General features: G+C 50.2%; 16 protein-coding genes. 9 read left to right on the top strand and 7 right to left on the bottom strand.

Annotated elements, in window-relative coordinates; translation table 11 throughout:
* Positions 1-47: 47 nt before the first annotated feature.
* Positions 48-701: a cAMP-activated global transcriptional regulator CRP gene (gene crp, locus ACO6UX_RS08685; RefSeq protein WP_422446751.1), complete on the top strand. Its 654-nt coding sequence runs from the start codon at positions 48-50 to the stop codon at positions 699-701.
* 81 nt (positions 702-782) lie between these two features.
* Positions 783-1,358 carry a superoxide dismutase [Cu-Zn] SodC gene (gene sodC / locus ACO6UX_RS08680; RefSeq protein ID WP_422446749.1) on the top strand — a complete coding sequence of 192 codons (576 nt, stop codon included), beginning with the start codon at positions 783-785 and terminating at the stop codon, positions 1,356-1,358.
* Between the two features lie 44 nt (positions 1,359-1,402).
* On the opposite strand, the gene trpC is transcribed toward sodC, so the two are convergent.
* From trpC to ACO6UX_RS08650, 6 genes are all read right to left on the bottom strand, one after another.
* Positions 1,403-2,206, bottom strand: a complete 804-nt coding sequence (gene trpC, locus ACO6UX_RS08675) for an indole-3-glycerol phosphate synthase TrpC (RefSeq protein WP_422446747.1) — start codon at positions 2,204-2,206, stop codon at positions 1,403-1,405.
* An 11-nt stretch (positions 2,207-2,217) separates the two neighbouring features.
* The gene (gene trpD, locus ACO6UX_RS08670; protein WP_422446745.1) at positions 2,218-3,273 is read right to left on the bottom strand and encodes an anthranilate phosphoribosyltransferase; all 1,056 of its coding nucleotides are present in this window, start codon (positions 3,271-3,273) and stop codon (positions 2,218-2,220) included.
* 24 nt (positions 3,274-3,297) lie between these two features.
* Positions 3,298-3,882 (bottom strand): anthranilate synthase component II, encoded by a 585-nt coding sequence (locus ACO6UX_RS08665; protein ID WP_422446743.1) that lies wholly within the window; start codon positions 3,880-3,882, stop codon positions 3,298-3,300.
* Positions 3,882-5,372 carry an anthranilate synthase component I gene (gene trpE / locus ACO6UX_RS08660; RefSeq protein ID WP_422446741.1) on the bottom strand — a complete coding sequence of 497 codons (1,491 nt, stop codon included), beginning with the start codon at positions 5,370-5,372 and terminating at the stop codon, positions 3,882-3,884. The genes ACO6UX_RS08665 and trpE overlap by 1 nt, the downstream gene beginning before the upstream one ends.
* 653 nt (positions 5,373-6,025) lie before the next feature.
* The gene (locus tag ACO6UX_RS08655; RefSeq protein ID WP_422446739.1) at positions 6,026-6,250 is read right to left on the bottom strand and encodes an AAA family ATPase; all 225 of its coding nucleotides are present in this window, start codon (positions 6,248-6,250) and stop codon (positions 6,026-6,028) included.
* A gap of 28 nt (positions 6,251-6,278) precedes the next feature.
* On the bottom strand, positions 6,279-6,590 hold the full coding sequence (locus tag ACO6UX_RS08650) for a hypothetical protein (protein WP_422446737.1): 312 nt from the start codon (positions 6,588-6,590) through the stop codon (positions 6,279-6,281).
* A gap of 181 nt (positions 6,591-6,771) precedes the next feature.
* Between ACO6UX_RS08650 and ACO6UX_RS08645 the strand changes: the two genes are divergently transcribed.
* Positions 6,772-8,145 carry a hypothetical protein gene (locus ACO6UX_RS08645; RefSeq protein WP_422446735.1) on the top strand — a complete coding sequence of 458 codons (1,374 nt, stop codon included), beginning with the start codon at positions 6,772-6,774 and terminating at the stop codon, positions 8,143-8,145.
* Positions 8,146-8,251: 106 nt separating this feature from the next.
* Here ACO6UX_RS08645 and rpe read toward each other — a convergent pair whose 3' ends face one another.
* Positions 8,252-8,929: a ribulose-phosphate 3-epimerase gene (gene rpe / locus ACO6UX_RS08640; protein ID WP_422446733.1), complete on the bottom strand. Its 678-nt coding sequence runs from the start codon at positions 8,927-8,929 to the stop codon at positions 8,252-8,254.
* A 389-nt stretch (positions 8,930-9,318) separates the two neighbouring features.
* On the opposite strand from rpe, the gene ACO6UX_RS08635 reads away from it, so the two are divergent.
* From ACO6UX_RS08635 to ACO6UX_RS08610, 6 genes are all read left to right on the top strand, one after another.
* The gene (locus ACO6UX_RS08635) at positions 9,319-10,302 is read left to right on the top strand and encodes a hypothetical protein (RefSeq protein WP_422446731.1); all 984 of its coding nucleotides are present in this window, start codon (positions 9,319-9,321) and stop codon (positions 10,300-10,302) included.
* Between the two features lie 250 nt (positions 10,303-10,552).
* Positions 10,553-10,981 (top strand): 50S ribosomal protein L13, encoded by a 429-nt coding sequence (gene rplM / locus ACO6UX_RS08630; RefSeq protein WP_101745146.1) that lies wholly within the window; start codon positions 10,553-10,555, stop codon positions 10,979-10,981.
* Between the two features lie 12 nt (positions 10,982-10,993).
* Positions 10,994-11,386 carry a 30S ribosomal protein S9 gene (gene rpsI / locus ACO6UX_RS08625; RefSeq protein WP_101745147.1) on the top strand — a complete coding sequence of 131 codons (393 nt, stop codon included), beginning with the start codon at positions 10,994-10,996 and terminating at the stop codon, positions 11,384-11,386.
* Between the two features lie 404 nt (positions 11,387-11,790).
* A complete protein-coding gene (petA, locus tag ACO6UX_RS08620; protein WP_101745149.1) occupies positions 11,791-12,384 on the top strand; it encodes a ubiquinol-cytochrome c reductase iron-sulfur subunit in 594 nt (197 codons plus the stop codon).
* Positions 12,384-13,619 (top strand): cytochrome b, encoded by a 1,236-nt coding sequence (locus ACO6UX_RS08615; protein WP_422446728.1) that lies wholly within the window; start codon positions 12,384-12,386, stop codon positions 13,617-13,619. The genes petA and ACO6UX_RS08615 overlap by 1 nt, the downstream gene beginning before the upstream one ends.
* Complete coding sequence (locus ACO6UX_RS08610) at positions 13,619-14,389, top strand: cytochrome c1 (RefSeq protein WP_422446726.1); 771 nt, start codon at positions 13,619-13,621, stop codon at positions 14,387-14,389. Before ACO6UX_RS08615 ends, ACO6UX_RS08610 begins: the two co-directional genes overlap by 1 nt.
* The last annotated feature ends 85 nt before the right edge of the window (positions 14,390-14,474 follow it).

Below are 14,474 nucleotides of genomic sequence, written 5' to 3'. Positions count from 1 at the left end.
AAGTTTGCGGTATGATGTGACCAAAACAAGGCAGTTGTGGTGAAAAGATGTTGGCAAAGAATTTACCTGTCAGACCAGCCTCCGGAGTAAAACACTTTTTGTCTGTTTTTTTGGACATGTGCTCCCGGAAAAACTATCCGGCCAGAAGTACCATACTCTGTGCCGGTGACACTTCAGAGACCCTTTATTACATCGTCAAGGGTGCTGTATCCGTGGTTATCGAAGACGATGATGGTCGTGAGATGATCGTCGCCTATCTGAATCAGGGGGACTTTTTTGGAGAAATGGGTCTTTTCGACGAGGATCAGCAGGAACGCAGCGCCTGGGTTAAGGCCAAGACCGCCTGTGAGGTAGCGGAAATCAGTTACCGGCAGTTCAGGGATCTGGTGCAGAAAGAACCCGAGATTCTGATGATGCTGTCTGGCCAGATGGCTGCCCGTTTGAAGGATACCACCCGGAAGATGGGGGATCTGGCATTTCTCGATGTTACCGGCCGGGTGGCCAGAACCTTGCTGGATTTATGCCGTCAACCCGATGCCATGACGCACCCTGATGGGATGCAGATCAAAATAACCCGTCAGGAAATTGGTCGTATTGTCGGTTGCTCCCGTGAAATGGTTGGACGGGTTCTGAAAAGCCTTGAAGCCCAGGGGCTTGTTTCGGTAAAAGGAAAAACCATGGTTGTGTTTGGCACCCGATAGAATAGCCGAAGCAATCAGCCCTTGTTGAGTGTCATTGAAACCTATACTGAGGCTTATATGTTTTCTCAGGGGTTTCATAACATGGTTAATAAAGGTATCAGGTTCCTGGCTCTGCCGATCGCACTATCTGCTTTGCTGTCCGGGTGTTCAAATAATACGGGTCAGGGTGAAGGCAAGGTAGAGGAAAAGCTGGAAGTTGCGATGTTTCAGGTGACTCCGGCAGGTAATGGGCCAACAATAGGCAACATATTTATACATCATGCTGACGATGATGATGTCACCAAAGGGATTAGACTGCAGCCGGCACTGCATGATCTGCCACCCGGGAAGCATGGCTTTCATGTTCATGAAAACCCCTCCTGTGAGCCAGGAGAAAAAGGTGGCCAGAGCGTTGCTGCCCTGGCCGCAGGTGATCACTATGACCCAAACAGCACCGGTCATCACGAGGGGCCCGAAGGTCACGGGCATTCAGGGGATTTGCCGGTATTAATGGTTGATGAATATGGAAACGCGGTCAGCCCTGTTGTAGCACCTCGACTTTCACTCTCTGAACTGAAGGGGCGTTCACTGGTGATTCATGCTGGTTCCGATAACTATTCTGACAACCCTCCCCTGGGTGGCGGTGGTGCCAGAATAGCCTGTGGGATTATTCAATAGTTGACGTGATAAAGATTGGCCACCCCTCTCAGGGCGGCCTTTAATCATAAGTAACTGCCAAACAATCCGCTGAGCGCTTCTCCCGGATCTTCCTGACGCATAAAAGCCTCACCCACCAGAAAGCTGTTCACATTGTGCGAGACCATGGATTCCACATCCTGCTTTGTGTGTATACCACTTTCCGTAACCACCAGCCGACCATCGGGAATCCGGTTTAGCAACTCAAAGGTATTATCCAGACTCACTTCAAACGTATGCAGATTGCGATTGTTGATACCGAGAATAGCGCCCGGTAATGGCAGTGCCCTTTCCAGCTCATCGGCCCCGTGCACCTCAACCAGAACGTCCATTCCAAGGTATTGTCCCAGCTCATTAAATTCACTGAGCTGTTGGTCAGACAGTGCGGAGACAATCAACAGGATACAGTCAGCACCAATCATCCGGGCTTCATATATCTGATACGGGTCGACCATAAAGTCTTTACGTAGTACAGGCAGAGAGCAGGCATCTCGAGCAGCCTGTAAAAAGCGATCACTCCCCTGAAAAAAATCCTGGTCCGTCAACACGGACAGGCAGCAGGCTCCGGAGCGTTCGTAGCTTCTGGCGATGTCAGCAGGCTCAAAGTGTTCCCGAATAACACCTTTACTGGGAGAGGCTTTTTTGATTTCCGCAATGATGGCGGCCTGCTGCTTTTCCACCCGTAACAGCAGGTTGCGGGCGAAGCCCCGTGTTGGGGTGTTTTGTTCGGCCAGCGTTTTCACTTCATCAAGCGGCCTGATATCGCGGCGCTCAGAAACTTCTTCATGCTTCCGTGCAATGATTTTATTCAGAATCGTCGGTAGCGACATGAATTGGATCCTCACACTGACCAGGTGGCTGCTTCTGCAGAAAAAACGCGGGTGAAGCTGGCCAGCTCTTTCATTTTCTCCAGCGCCAGGCCGCTATCGATAGCGTCCCGGGCCATCAGAATACCTTCCTCAAGGCCACCGGCAACCCCCGAAAGATAGATAGCGGTACCGGCATTCAGGGCGATCATGCTGGCAGCTTTTTCAGCGTGTTTTCCCTCCTGTTTACCGAGGGCGTCTTTGATCAGCGCCAGTGATTCATCACTGTCTTTTACATCCAGCCCGATCAGGCTTTGGGAGTTGATATTGAAATCTTCCGGTGTCAGGGTGTATTCGCGGATGTTGCCATCCTTCAGCTCAGCAACGTGAGTGGCACTGGCAATACTGATTTCATCCAGTCCATCGACGGAGTGCACCACCATAACATGCCCATTGCCCAGTTCACGCAGTACTTCAGCCATAGGGCGGCATAGCTCCCGGTTAAAGACACCAATCAGCAGATTTTTTACGTTAGCCGGGTTGGACATCGGCCCAAGAATATTAAACAGAGTACGAATACCCAGCGCCCGGCGCACACCGACCACATTTTTCATGGCTGAGTGGTGGGCTGGTGCAAACATAAAGCCGACCCCCACCTCAGTAATGCAGCGGGCCACCTGATCAGGGCTGATATCCAAGTTGACACCAGCCTGCTCCAGAAGATCGGCACTACCGCTTGAGCTGGAAACCCCACGGTTGCCGTGTTTTGCCACTTTGGCACCGGCAGCCGCACAGACAAATGCCGACGCTGTCGAGACGTTGAACAGGTGGGCTCCATCCCCGCCGGTACCGACAATATCCACCAGGTGCCCAGTGTTAACCTCAACCCGGGTAGCCAGCTGTCGCATAACCATGGCCGCCCCGGTGATCTCTTCAATGCTCTCACTTTTCATCCGCATGCCCGTCAGAAAAGCCGCAATCTGGCTGTCACTGCACTGGCCTGTCATGATCTGTTGCATGACCTCGACCATTTCATCCCGGCTCAGGTCAAGATGTTGTACGACCCGGTTGATGGCTTCTTTTATCTGCATGTCTTCATTCCCTTAGCTCAATGGTTATATGGACTGTTTGAGAAAATTGGCCAGAAGGTCATGTCCCTGTTCGGTCATAATGGACTCCGGATGAAACTGCACGCCCTCAACGGGCAGTTCTTTGTGGCGAACGCCCATGATCTCGTCATTGCTGCCGTCGGCAAATTGCGTCCATGCGGTGACCTCAAGACAATCAGGAAGACTCTCTTTATCAATCACCAGTGAGTGGTAACGGGTTGTGGTGACCGGGTTGGCCAGTCCCTGAAACACCCCGAAATCCTGATGGAAGACCGGGGAAACTTTCCCGTGCATCACCTGTCGGGCACGAACAATCCTGCCGCCATACACCTGGCCAATGCTCTGATGGCCAAGACAGACTCCCAGGATCGGAACCTTACCCTGAAAATGTCGTATAACATCCATGGATATGCCAGCTTCGTTTGGCGTGCACGGGCCCGGAGAAATAACGATATGGTCTGGCTTTAGCGTTTCGATGTCATCAATGGTGATGTGATCGTTCCTGTGGACATCGACAGTAGCCCCCAGTTCCGAGAAGTATTGAACCAGGTTAAAGGTGAATGAGTCGTAGTTGTCGATCATTAACAGCATCAGTGTTTCATCCCTTTAATGAATCCGGTTTGGGCCATGGCTACCGCACGAAACATTGCACGCCCTTTATTCATGGTTTCTTGCCATTCCAGGTCAGGGCTGGAGTCAGCAACAATACCGGCACCGGCCTGAATATGGAGCTGCCGGTCTTTGATAACCGCTGTTCTGATGGCAATAGCGGTGTCCATATTGCCGTTCCAGGCCAGGTAGCCCACTGCGCCGCCATAGACCCCCCGTTTTACCGGCTCCATTTCATCGATGATTTCCATGGCCCGTACTTTGGGTGCCCCGCTTAACGTCCCTGCGGGTAGCGTAGCTTTTAGTACATCCAGGGCATCCAGTCCACTTTTCAGTTCGCCCGTCACATGGGAGACAATGTGCATAACGTGGGAGTAGCGCTCGATGACCATCTTGTCCGTCAGTTTTACTGAGCCTGTGGTTGCTACACGTCCAACGTCGTTTCTTCCCAGGTCGATCAGCATCAGGTGTTCTGCCAGCTCTTTGGGGTCATTGAGCAGCTCCTGTTCGAGCGCTTTATCTTTCTCTTCGGTATCACCGCGTTTTCGGGTGCCGGCAATGGGCCTTACGGTCACCTCACCATCTTCCAGCCGGGCCAGAATTTCAGGAGAAGAGCCCACCACATGAAAATCCCCCAGATCCATGTAGTACATGTAGGGGGAAGGGTTGGTGCTTCGCAGAGCCCGGTAAAGATTCAGCGGTGAACTGTCATAGGGGATCGACATTCTCTGGGAGAGAACCACCTGCATTGCGTCGCCTGCCAGAATGTAATCCCGAATAGCGCCAACGGAATCTTTGAAGGCTTCTTCGCCAAAGCCTGATTGAAAATCACCTTCACAGGCGGGGTTCAGAGAGGCCTGGACCGGAGGTTGAATGTGGCTGGTTTGCAGCTGGCGTACAAGGTTGTCCAGGCGGGATTGTGCTTTTTCCAGCGCGGCTGGCTGGTCAGGGTCCGCATGGGTAATCAGGATCAGTTTGCCACTGAGGTTGTCGAATACCACCAGTTCGTCAGACACCATTAACAGGATGTCCGGTGTATGCAGTTCGTCCTTCGGGGCGCTTTGTGCCAGTTTGGGCTCAATGTAGCGAATCGTATCGTAACCAAAATAACCCACCAGGCCGCCGGTGAATCTGGGCAGTTCCGGCAACTCCGGCACTTGATAACGTTGCTGGAATGCCTTGATAAACGCCAGTGGGTCGCTGGTGGTGTGTTCTTCGACAATCTGGCCATCGGTTTCGATCTGAATACGATCGCCATTGACCCGGAGCAAGGTGCGACAGGGCAGGCCAATCATCGAGTAGCGGCCCCACTTTTCACCGCCCTCCACGGACTCCAGCAGGTAGGAGTAGCGGCCATTGGCGAGCTTGAGATAGGTGGTTAATGGTGTGTCCAGGTCTGCCAGAATCTCACGTACAACGGGGATGCGGTTGTATCCTTCTCTGGTCAGACGCGTAAACGCTTCAGGCGTCATAGCAGCTCTCTCGAATAAGCTAACAGGATTATTGATTGAAATTATCTATGTTTGGCAACAACCATGTTGCCGTTGGGCTAAGTGAAATTGGCAGGCCTATGGCCAGCGCCAGGAGGCAGTGTGGAGGGAAGTTGAAGACAAGGAAGTATCGGAACAGCCGTTATGGTCGTTGTATCTGAGTCGAAAGCGATGTTGGTGAAAATGGTCTTGGCTTTGACAGGGCTTCACAGCAAACTCCGTACCAGGGCAGGATTTATCCAGACTCTTTAGTACTGCTTTATGTCATTATGATCTGCGCTAAGGGTATATGACTACAGGGGCTATTGCAAATCAGCGAGTATGCTGCCCCGGTTGGGGGCCCGAAGATGAAAGTGCATCGGGCGGGGCAATCAGTGTATCTGGATTTGAGCATGGGTTGCGTATGGCTTTGATATTGATCTTTTCCTGAAATCAGTGGTCAAAGGGCTGCTTGATATGAATCTACAGCCGATGATGTTTTCCCCAGGCTTGATATCTATCCAAAGGCCGCTCCTTCAGTGCTTAAGATAGAAAGAAAACTCTTTTTTGACCTCAGATTATATTTTCCCGGCTTCGATGGGAGTGGGGAGGTGTCAGGATTTTCTTGAGTACTACACATGATTTTATCCGTTTTTTCACTGATAAACTGTTTTAGTGGTTCCCGCCACGATGATGCGATTCTCATTCGCTGCTTCTATATGTCTTAACAATTCGTTAGTCCGTTTAACATTGAACTGCGAAGCATCGTTTCGTTTCGGAAGCATACTGTCAATTTCATCAATCATAATAATGGCCCCTTTTACCTTACAGGCTTTTTCAAACATATCGGCAACCTTTTGCCAGTCAACATTGTTCTTCACGGAATGATTGTGCCTACACACTTACTGATTAATATTGACCAATATCTGCAATGGTAACTTTGCCTATTTTACTAAGACTCAATATGAATGGTTTCAAAAGTATTGACTGAAATTGTAACTGTCTTTCACTGAGTTTTAAGTCAACCGACCAGCCGGGACGCTTATCTGACTTGATCTTTTTGACAAGATTAAGGCGTTGTTCATCAGTTAATTGCTCAGCATGCCTTTTTAAGGCGGATACTGAAGAAGATAAAGATTCTTGCGAAGATCTTATCTTGTTCAAATACCAGAGAGTTTTAGCGCTGAGTGATCCGTCATATGTCGTCGAATTTGCATTCATGGTATGACCGTCATATTGATAATGTGCATGCCGTTCGACTCCCCGTTTCTGAAAAGGTTCCTGAATCTTATTGATGCAGGGCTGCTATTGTTTGTTAGCCATTCTGATCAATTTGTCAGTTTATCCGGTTAATCAATAGGGTAGGTTCTTGATATGGCTAAAACTATGCAGGGTGATTCACATGATAGGAAATTCCAGGGATACTCAGGGTCTGTTGCAGGCTGAAGTTCAGGGACTGGTGCAGACTCAAGGCTTGATGCCGAGCAATTTCAATAATCCAAAAGCGACATCTGGCCAGCGTTCACATAAAGGTTACGGGTCGTCAACGATCAGGAAAAAGATCACCGATTACCTTATTAGCAGGCCTTTGGTTTATATCTGCAATAAAGCATTGTCAATCTATTTGAAAATTGCACTATGTATGAAAGGAGCAGTTGATCGCTCAGAAACATCACTGAGTTCGGCAGAGACAGAAAAGGTCAATGGTTTCCTGAGTGACTTGCATACTCGTGCCAGCAAGCTGATACAGAAGCTTGATGTTAACGAAGTGAGGGAAAAGGTTAAGCAGTCTTTCATAGATCTTGAGCTGATGGATTGCAGAGGTGAGTGGACTCAGGAAATATTCGAAATAATCAGTGGTAACTTATCCGATGATACTTCGCAGGAAGCAATAGAAAAGGCAGTCAGTGAGGTTTTCAGGAATATCAAGGACAATGATTATTTGATGCGTGCTATTCATAACATTATTAATGTCAGTGAAACGAACGAAGGCATGCTCGAAAAGGGTAAAAATGAAATTATTCATGAACTGGAATCGGTATTGCCATTTGCTCTGGCGCTCAATTTACTGACCAAAGCCCAGATTCAAAATGCCGAAGTGCTGGAAGCGTGTGTTCATTTGTGGAAAAAAAAGCGAAATGAAATGGGGGGAGCTATCAGAGGGCTGGGTTTCATAAAAGCGATTAAGCTCATCTCCGTTGAGCAGCCTATTGTGAAGATGTTGAAAGGTCGAAAGCAACGAAATTATCCCCATTCGCAGGGGCGTTGTATTTTGCCCTTTAATATTATTGAAGCGACCGCCGTGGAGGCAGTCAGTGGCCGTCACGAAAATGCCTGTGCAGGCTTGACCCTGGCCCAGCATTATCCGGGTAAATACACCCAATGTGCTTCTGAGTTGGATGAGCAGGGGCAGGAACCTCTGTTTAATTATCCGCTGCCGAAGCATTGGAGTGATCTCTATACAACCTGGAATATGCAGTTTTGCGCTACCAGCAATGAGCGACCCGAACTGCTGAGTAAGTTGTTGATACCGGCGGTGAGTGGTTATCAGGATAAGCCCAGGGCCTATATATCGCGAAGGGCATACGCGTTATATACAGCGCTTAACTATCTGTTTTTCAGAGCTGAGAAGTCGAATCCGGTACCCAGCCTGCCAAGGGTTGCCCGGCAGGCATGGGGGCACAGCAATCGGGTTTGTTCACGTCTTTACCAGCGTAAGGTTAAGGTAACTTCAAAGGCCACTGTTTGGGGAAATGGAATAGCAGTGACTGCATGACACCATTCCCGCACTCAGGCACGCTTTCTACCAGCGTGCCATCCAGGTCGTACATGACCAGGGTCAGGTTGTTCAGAAATGGATGGCCGCTGGATGTTGTCATGGTTTATAAAGCCACGACTTCAGCCAGCTCGGAGCGCATTTGCGTCACGACATCCTGATAGTTGTCAGCACCAAAAATGGCGGAGCCGGCAACAAAGGTATCCGCACCGGCCTCGGCAATCTGGCGGATATTACTGGCCGACACACCACCATCTACCTGAAGACGGATATTCAGCCCGCTATTATCAATCAGCTTGCGCACCCTGCACAGTTTTTTCAGGGTTGAGGGGATAAACTTCTGACCGCCAAAGCCGGGATTGACCGACATCAACAGGACCATATCCAGCTTGTCCATCACATACTCAAGCGCATCGGGGGATGTTGTCGGATTGAGTACCAGCCCAGCCTGGCAGCCACCTTCGCGAATCAGTTGTAAGCTACGATCAATATGTTCAGATGCTTCCGGATGGAAAGTGATCATACTGGCACCGGCTTCAATAAAATCACCGATGATACGATCGACAGGGCTCACCATCAGGTGAACATCGATGGGGGCAGTGACGCCATGCTTTCTCAGTGCCTTGCAGACCATCGGGCCCAGGGTGAGGTTCGGGACGTAGTGGTTGTCCATAACATCAAAGTGAATCCAGTCCGCTCCGGCGACCAGAACATGATCGACCTCTTCGCCCAGGCGGGCAAAATCTGCGGAAAGAATACTCGGGGCAATAATATAGTCGCGCATGGTTTTCCTGATCTGCCTGTGTATGATTTCCGGCGATTGTAGCGGGTTGTCAGGGCCCTGTCAGGTACAACCGGCTCTGACACATCGCAGGGATAGACCGGCCACCATTTCAGGCTGAGACCGCAGCGTAATGCCAGCACAATTAGTCACAATGGTTGACATCGTCTATGCTTTTACGTCACGCACTGTGCTGACTGAGCATCTCGTTATCTTCTGGTCAACGGTCTATCGACTGGAGGAGGGACCGCCTCGAAAAAAGGGTAAAGTTCATTTGGTTGGCAGCATTGTTGGTGAGGCTTGTGGTAAAAATTAAGACGATTTTTTCAAGCGCTTTGGTGTGGGGAATGAGGCGATATTGTTGTATCGCACTGATTATCACCGGCCAGGCAATGGCGAATTATCAGGGCCAGTCTGACGACGTTGTGGCTTCAGACTATGTGGGCTCCGTGGAATTGAGGGATATCTTCGGTGTTAAGGGGGATTTGAAATATACCGGGGGGTGCCAGCAGGGGGTTGCCGAGTCCTGTCGAATAATGATTTCAGTCCCGTCAGAGGCGGAAGAGATTGATCAAATGGAGGAAGTGGAGGATGGAGTTTTTGGTTATGTCAATTACCTCTCTTACCTTAAACGAACCGGGCAATTGTTGTTGGTGGACTATGAGGCAATATTGACTGAATCCGCATCAGAGGTTTCGGGTTACAAGGTGCGATTTACCACGGAAAGTAAGGTCAGGCGGTTGGTAAAAAAAATTGATTCAAGGACAATGCCTGCCCCTTTGCAGAAAAACCCGTTATTACTTTTTTTAATTCTGGCAACCCATCAGTCAGCCCTTGATTTGATGCTGTCCCCGGAAAGAACGCTTTACATTATGAGCCTTGAGTGGATGGATCTTAAGTCACTGTACATTAGTAGCGCGGGGCGGGGAGGTATTTATGGTTATCGATATTACAAATTTCCCAGGGATAATGAGCTTTTTCTCGATCTTGGCGGGCCTTTAAGTATTAACGGCCTCTCAGAAGGTGTCGGGTTCAGTTTTGCCGATAATGACAGAACGCAGCCTCCTGTGAGAATGGTGACCGGGTATCACGGGGATCAGAAAAACGGTTTTGTTAACAGGGTCTCTTTTATCGTCACTTACGCTGCCCTTGCCGGTGGTTTTGGTGTGAGTTTATGGAGTCGAAGCATTATTGGCTTCCTGCTGAACTCCCTGTTACTGGCCGTTGAAGTCCGAACCAGTGCTGCTTCCTCAGAGCTTGAGAGGTTTGGCAGAAGGGTGCTTCCGGAAGGTCTTCAGTTTAACCCGGACTTTCAGGGGCGGCATATTTTAAAAGTCCTCAGGGCTTCTGACAGCGATTTGCGGGTTGCTCGTTAGTCATGTCGCCGTGCTATGTAAATTAATGATGCAAAGTGTGGTTCCGGGTTTTTAACAGAGATCCGGTTCGCAGGGGGCTTTATTTCCTCTTGCCAAACGGTATAATACCGCTCCCGTTTCCCGATTGAGCGCCCAATGTTTTGAACAGGCCGGTATTGCTGATCTGGGGCTATTAGCCTGGCTCTTGCCCAGCAGGGAACGGCCATGTAGGAACAGGTATCGCGTCAGCGGTATCATAGAGGCGAATTTAATGAAAACTTTTAGTGCTAAGCCAGAAACCGTAAAACGTGACTGGTTCGTAGTTGATGCCGAAGGCAAAACCCTGGGTCGTCTGGCAACAGAAATCGCTCTGCGTCTGCGCGGCAAGCATAAGCCAGAGTACACTCCTCATGTGGACACTGGCGACTACATCGTTGTAGTAAACGCTGAGAAAGTACGTGTTACCGGACGTAAGTCTACTGACAAGATGTACCACCGCCACACCGGTTACATCGGCGGCCTTAAGTCCATCAGCTTTGACAAGCTGATCGACCACAAGCCTGAGCTGGTAATCGAGACGGCTGTTAAGGGGATGCTGCCCAAGAATTCTCTGGGTCGTGCCATGTACAGCAAGCTGAAGGTTTATGCCGGAAGCGAGCATCCACATGCTGCTCAGCAGCCTCAGCAACTGGAAATTTAATCAGGGGTGGTTATGTCTGTAACTCAATACTACGGAACTGGACGTCGTAAGTCCTCAACCGCACGTGTTTTCCTGAGAGCTGGTTCTGGCAGTATCACTGTCAATGGCCGTTCCCTGGACGAATACTTCGGCCGTGAAACTGCTCGAATGGTAGTTCGTCAGCCTCTGGAACTGACTGAGCTGACTGAAAAGTTCGACATCAAGATCACTGTATCTGGTGGCGGCGGTTCTGGTCAGGCTGGTGCTATCCGTCATGGTATCACCCGCGCGCTGATGCAGTACGATGAGACTCTGCGCTCTCCTCTGCGTAAAGCTGGCTACGTTACCCGTGACGCTCGTGAAGTTGAGCGTAAGAAAGTGGGTCTGCGTAAAGCCCGTAAGCGTCCACAGTTCTCCAAGCGCTGATATTGTGCTCAGACCACCGGCCGGTTTTCCGGCTGGTTGCCTGGATTACTGGAAAGCTTCCCTTTGTGCCTCTTTCGGGAGAGCGTATCGGGAAGTTTTTTTATGCCTGAAACTTTTATTAAAAAACCTGTGCCTTGTTTTGGGCATTTTTTTTATGCGTTAAAACCAGTATCATTACGCACTGCCGCTTATGTGGGTAAGTATAATGCGAGGCGGCTTTATTGTTGAGAGTTGATTGCAGCTGTCAGGTTGTTATTTGAGGTGCGGGTGGTTCTGCGAGAGAGCTTTTGAGTCTTTGTCCTTTCCGGGTTAACAAAAGCCCTGTTTCAGAAGTAAATCTGTTATCACACCCATGAACAAAAAGAAGTCATTGGGCGTTCAGCCCGGATGGGGAGAGTAGGTTAATGAGTGACAACGGCATAAACAAAGGCCGGCGCCGCTTTCTCGTGGCAGCGACTTCGGTGGTGGGGGCTGCCGGTGCTGTAGGGGTTGCTACGCCTTTTCTGAAGTCGTGGAACCCGAGTGCAAAAGCTAAGGCTGCCGGTGCACCGGTAAAAGTCAATTTAAGCAAACTGGAACCCGGGCAACAGGTTGTCTATGAATGGCGGGGTAAACCAGTCTTTGTGCTGCGACGTACCAAAGATATGCTTAATGAACTGCCATCACAGGATGGGCGTTTGCGCGACCCGAAATCAGAAAGCTCAGAGCAGCCTGAGTATGCCACCAATCCGTACCGTTCACGGACGGAAGATGTTCTTGTTCTGGTCGGTTTGTGTACCCACCTCGGGTGTTCTCCAAAATATCTGCCGGAAGTCAAACCCATGGAGTTTGATGCCAACTGGAAGGGGGGGTATTTCTGCCCCTGTCATGGTTCGCGGTTCGATCTGGCCGGTCGGGTGTATAAAGGAGTTCCTGCCCCAACGAATCTGGTCGTGCCACCTTACTCCTTTGAAGGCGATGATATTCTGATTATCGGTAAAGATGAGGAGAATGCGTGATGGGAAATAAAATAATGGCCTGGGTTGATGCCCGACTTCCCGTCACCCAGGCGTGGGAGAAGCATCTCAGCAAATATTATGCGCCCAAAAACTTCAACTTCTGGTATTTCTTTGGTTCTCTGGCCCTGCTGGTTCTGGTTAACCAGCTCCTGACGGGCATCTGGCTGACCATGAGCTATGTTCCCAGCGCTGAAGCTGCTTTTGCTTCTGTTGAGTACATTATGCGGGATGTGGAATATGGCTGGTTGATCCGCTACATGCACTCTACCGGCGCATCCATGTTCTTTGTGGTGATTTACTGCCACATGTTTCGTGGTCTTCTCTACGGGTCCTACAAGGCACCACGGGAGTTGATCTGGATCTTTGGTATGGCCATATACCTGGCGCTGATGGGTGAGGCCTTTATGGGGTACCTGTTGCCCTGGGGGCAGATGTCCTATTGGGGGGCGCAGGTAATTATTTCCCTGTTTGGCGCTATTCCGGTAATTGGTCCGGATCTTCAGCAGTGGATTCGTGGTGACTTCCTGATTTCCGGTATTACCCTGAACCGCTTCTTTGCACTGCATGTCATTGCGCTGCCGATCGTTATTCTTGGTCTGGTGGTTTTGCACATCCTGGCATTGCATGAAGTGGGCTCAAACAATCCGGACGGTATAGATATCAAGAAGAACAAAGGGCCGGATGGTGTGCCTCTGGATGGTATCGCTTTTCACCCCTATTACACCGTTAAGGATATTGTCGGTGTTGTGGTCTTCCTGTTCGTGTTCTGTGGCATTATTTTCTTCTTCCCGGAGATGGGCGGGTTCTTCCTTGAGCATGCCAACTTTGAACCGGCCAACGGCCTGAAGACGCCCGAGCATATTGCACCAGTCTGGTACTTTGGGGCGTTCTACTCCATTCTCAGGGCGATTACCTTTGATATCGGGCCAATCGACTCCAAGCTGGGTGGGGTTGTCGCCATGGGTGGTGCCATTGCCATTCTCTTTGTTCTGCCCTGGCTGGATCGCAGCCCGGTCAGGTCATGGCGTTACAAGGGCATGATCAGCAGAACCAGCATTGTGGTTTTTGCCTTTGTCTTTATTTTGCTGACCTGGCTCGGAACGCAACCGGCTACTGAGACTTATACACTCATTGCCCAGATCTGTACGCTGATTTACTTTGCGTTCTTCCTGTTGATGCCTTTCTACACACGATGGGAGAAGACCAAACCTGTACCTGAGAGGGTGACCGGCTAATGAAAAGAATAATACTGACCATTAAGTTGTTTCTGGTTTCGGTGCTGTTTTCATCGTTGGCGGCAGCAGCCGGTGGGGGATACCCTCTTGATGAGGCCAATGTGGACCCTTCTGACAAAGCTTCGCTACAGCGGGGGGCGAAGTATTACCAGAACTACTGTGCAGGTTGTCATGCGACCCAGTATCAGCGCTATGAGCGGGTAGCGGATGACCTTGGCATTCCCCATGACCTGATGATGGAGCACCTGGTGTTCGATAAGTCTGCCAAGATCGGTGATCTGATGCATAACAGCATGGACCCGGACGAAGCGAAGGTCTGGTTTGGTGCTACACCTCCGGACCTGACACTGGTGTCCCGCGTTAAAGGTGGGCCTGACTGGCTTTATACCTACCTCCGGACCTTCTACGAAGACCCAAGCCGCCCTTATGGGGTAAATAACAAGGTCTTCCCGGATGTTGGTATGCCCCATGTGCTTCTGGGGCTTCAGGGAGTACAGATCGATAATTGCGGTGATACAGACCCAACGGCCCGTGACCCGCTGACCGGAGACAAGATCTGTGGCCTGACGGTTGATCCGGAGCGTAAGGGGAGTATGACGCCCTCCGAATACGATCAAATGGCCTATGATTTGACCAACTTCCTGGCTTACTCTGCGGAGCCCATGCAAGCACAGCGTAAGCAGCTGGGTATTTATGTATACCTGTTCCTGGCGCTGTTCTTTGTGTTTGCCTATCTGCTCAAACGGGAATTCTGGAAGGATGTCCACTAAGCATTAGTCGCCGTTATCGGCTCTCTGAACCTACAAGCCCACAAAGGAAGGCTTTTCTTTGTGGGCTTTGTGCTTTTTGTGATTA

Source organism: Endozoicomonas sp. ALB091 (assembly GCF_049310265.1).
In the GTDB taxonomy this organism is placed as follows: domain Bacteria; phylum Pseudomonadota; class Gammaproteobacteria; order Pseudomonadales; family Endozoicomonadaceae; genus Endozoicomonas.
Note: the sequence above shows the minus strand (reverse complement) of the source record. Positions and strands in the feature narration are given on the sequence as shown.

Bases quoted from the DNA above. Each gene is read 5' to 3' on its own strand.
- petA (WP_101745149.1), top strand. From the start codon at position 11,791: ATGAGTGACAACGGCATAAACAAAGGCCGGCGCCGCTTTCTCGTGGCA.
- trpD (WP_422446745.1), bottom strand. From the start codon at position 3,273: ATGCAGATAAAAGAAGCCATCAACCGGGTCGTACAACATCTTGACCTG.
- ACO6UX_RS08650 (WP_422446737.1), bottom strand. From the start codon at position 6,590: ATGAATGCAAATTCGACGACATATGACGGATCACTCAGCGCTAAAACT.
- trpC (WP_422446747.1), bottom strand. From the start codon at position 2,206: ATGTCGCTACCGACGATTCTGAATAAAATCATTGCACGGAAGCATGAA.
- ACO6UX_RS08665 (WP_422446743.1), bottom strand. From the start codon at position 3,882: ATGCTGTTAATGATCGACAACTACGACTCATTCACCTTTAACCTGGTT.
- rplM (WP_101745146.1), top strand. From the start codon at position 10,553: ATGAAAACTTTTAGTGCTAAGCCAGAAACCGTAAAACGTGACTGGTTC.
- rpe (WP_422446733.1), bottom strand. From the start codon at position 8,929: ATGCGCGACTATATTATTGCCCCGAGTATTCTTTCCGCAGATTTTGCC.
- ACO6UX_RS08615 (WP_422446728.1), top strand. From the start codon at position 12,384: ATGGGAAATAAAATAATGGCCTGGGTTGATGCCCGACTTCCCGTCACC.
- sodC (WP_422446749.1), top strand. From the start codon at position 783: ATGGTTAATAAAGGTATCAGGTTCCTGGCTCTGCCGATCGCACTATCT.
- ACO6UX_RS08635 (WP_422446731.1), top strand. From the start codon at position 9,319: ATGGCGAATTATCAGGGCCAGTCTGACGACGTTGTGGCTTCAGACTAT.
- rpsI (WP_101745147.1), top strand. From the start codon at position 10,994: ATGTCTGTAACTCAATACTACGGAACTGGACGTCGTAAGTCCTCAACC.
- ACO6UX_RS08610 (WP_422446726.1), top strand. From the start codon at position 13,619: ATGAAAAGAATAATACTGACCATTAAGTTGTTTCTGGTTTCGGTGCTG.
- trpE (WP_422446741.1), bottom strand. From the start codon at position 5,372: ATGACGCCTGAAGCGTTTACGCGTCTGACCAGAGAAGGATACAACCGC.
- crp (WP_422446751.1), top strand. From the start codon at position 48: ATGTTGGCAAAGAATTTACCTGTCAGACCAGCCTCCGGAGTAAAACAC.
- ACO6UX_RS08645 (WP_422446735.1), top strand. From the start codon at position 6,772: ATGATAGGAAATTCCAGGGATACTCAGGGTCTGTTGCAGGCTGAAGTT.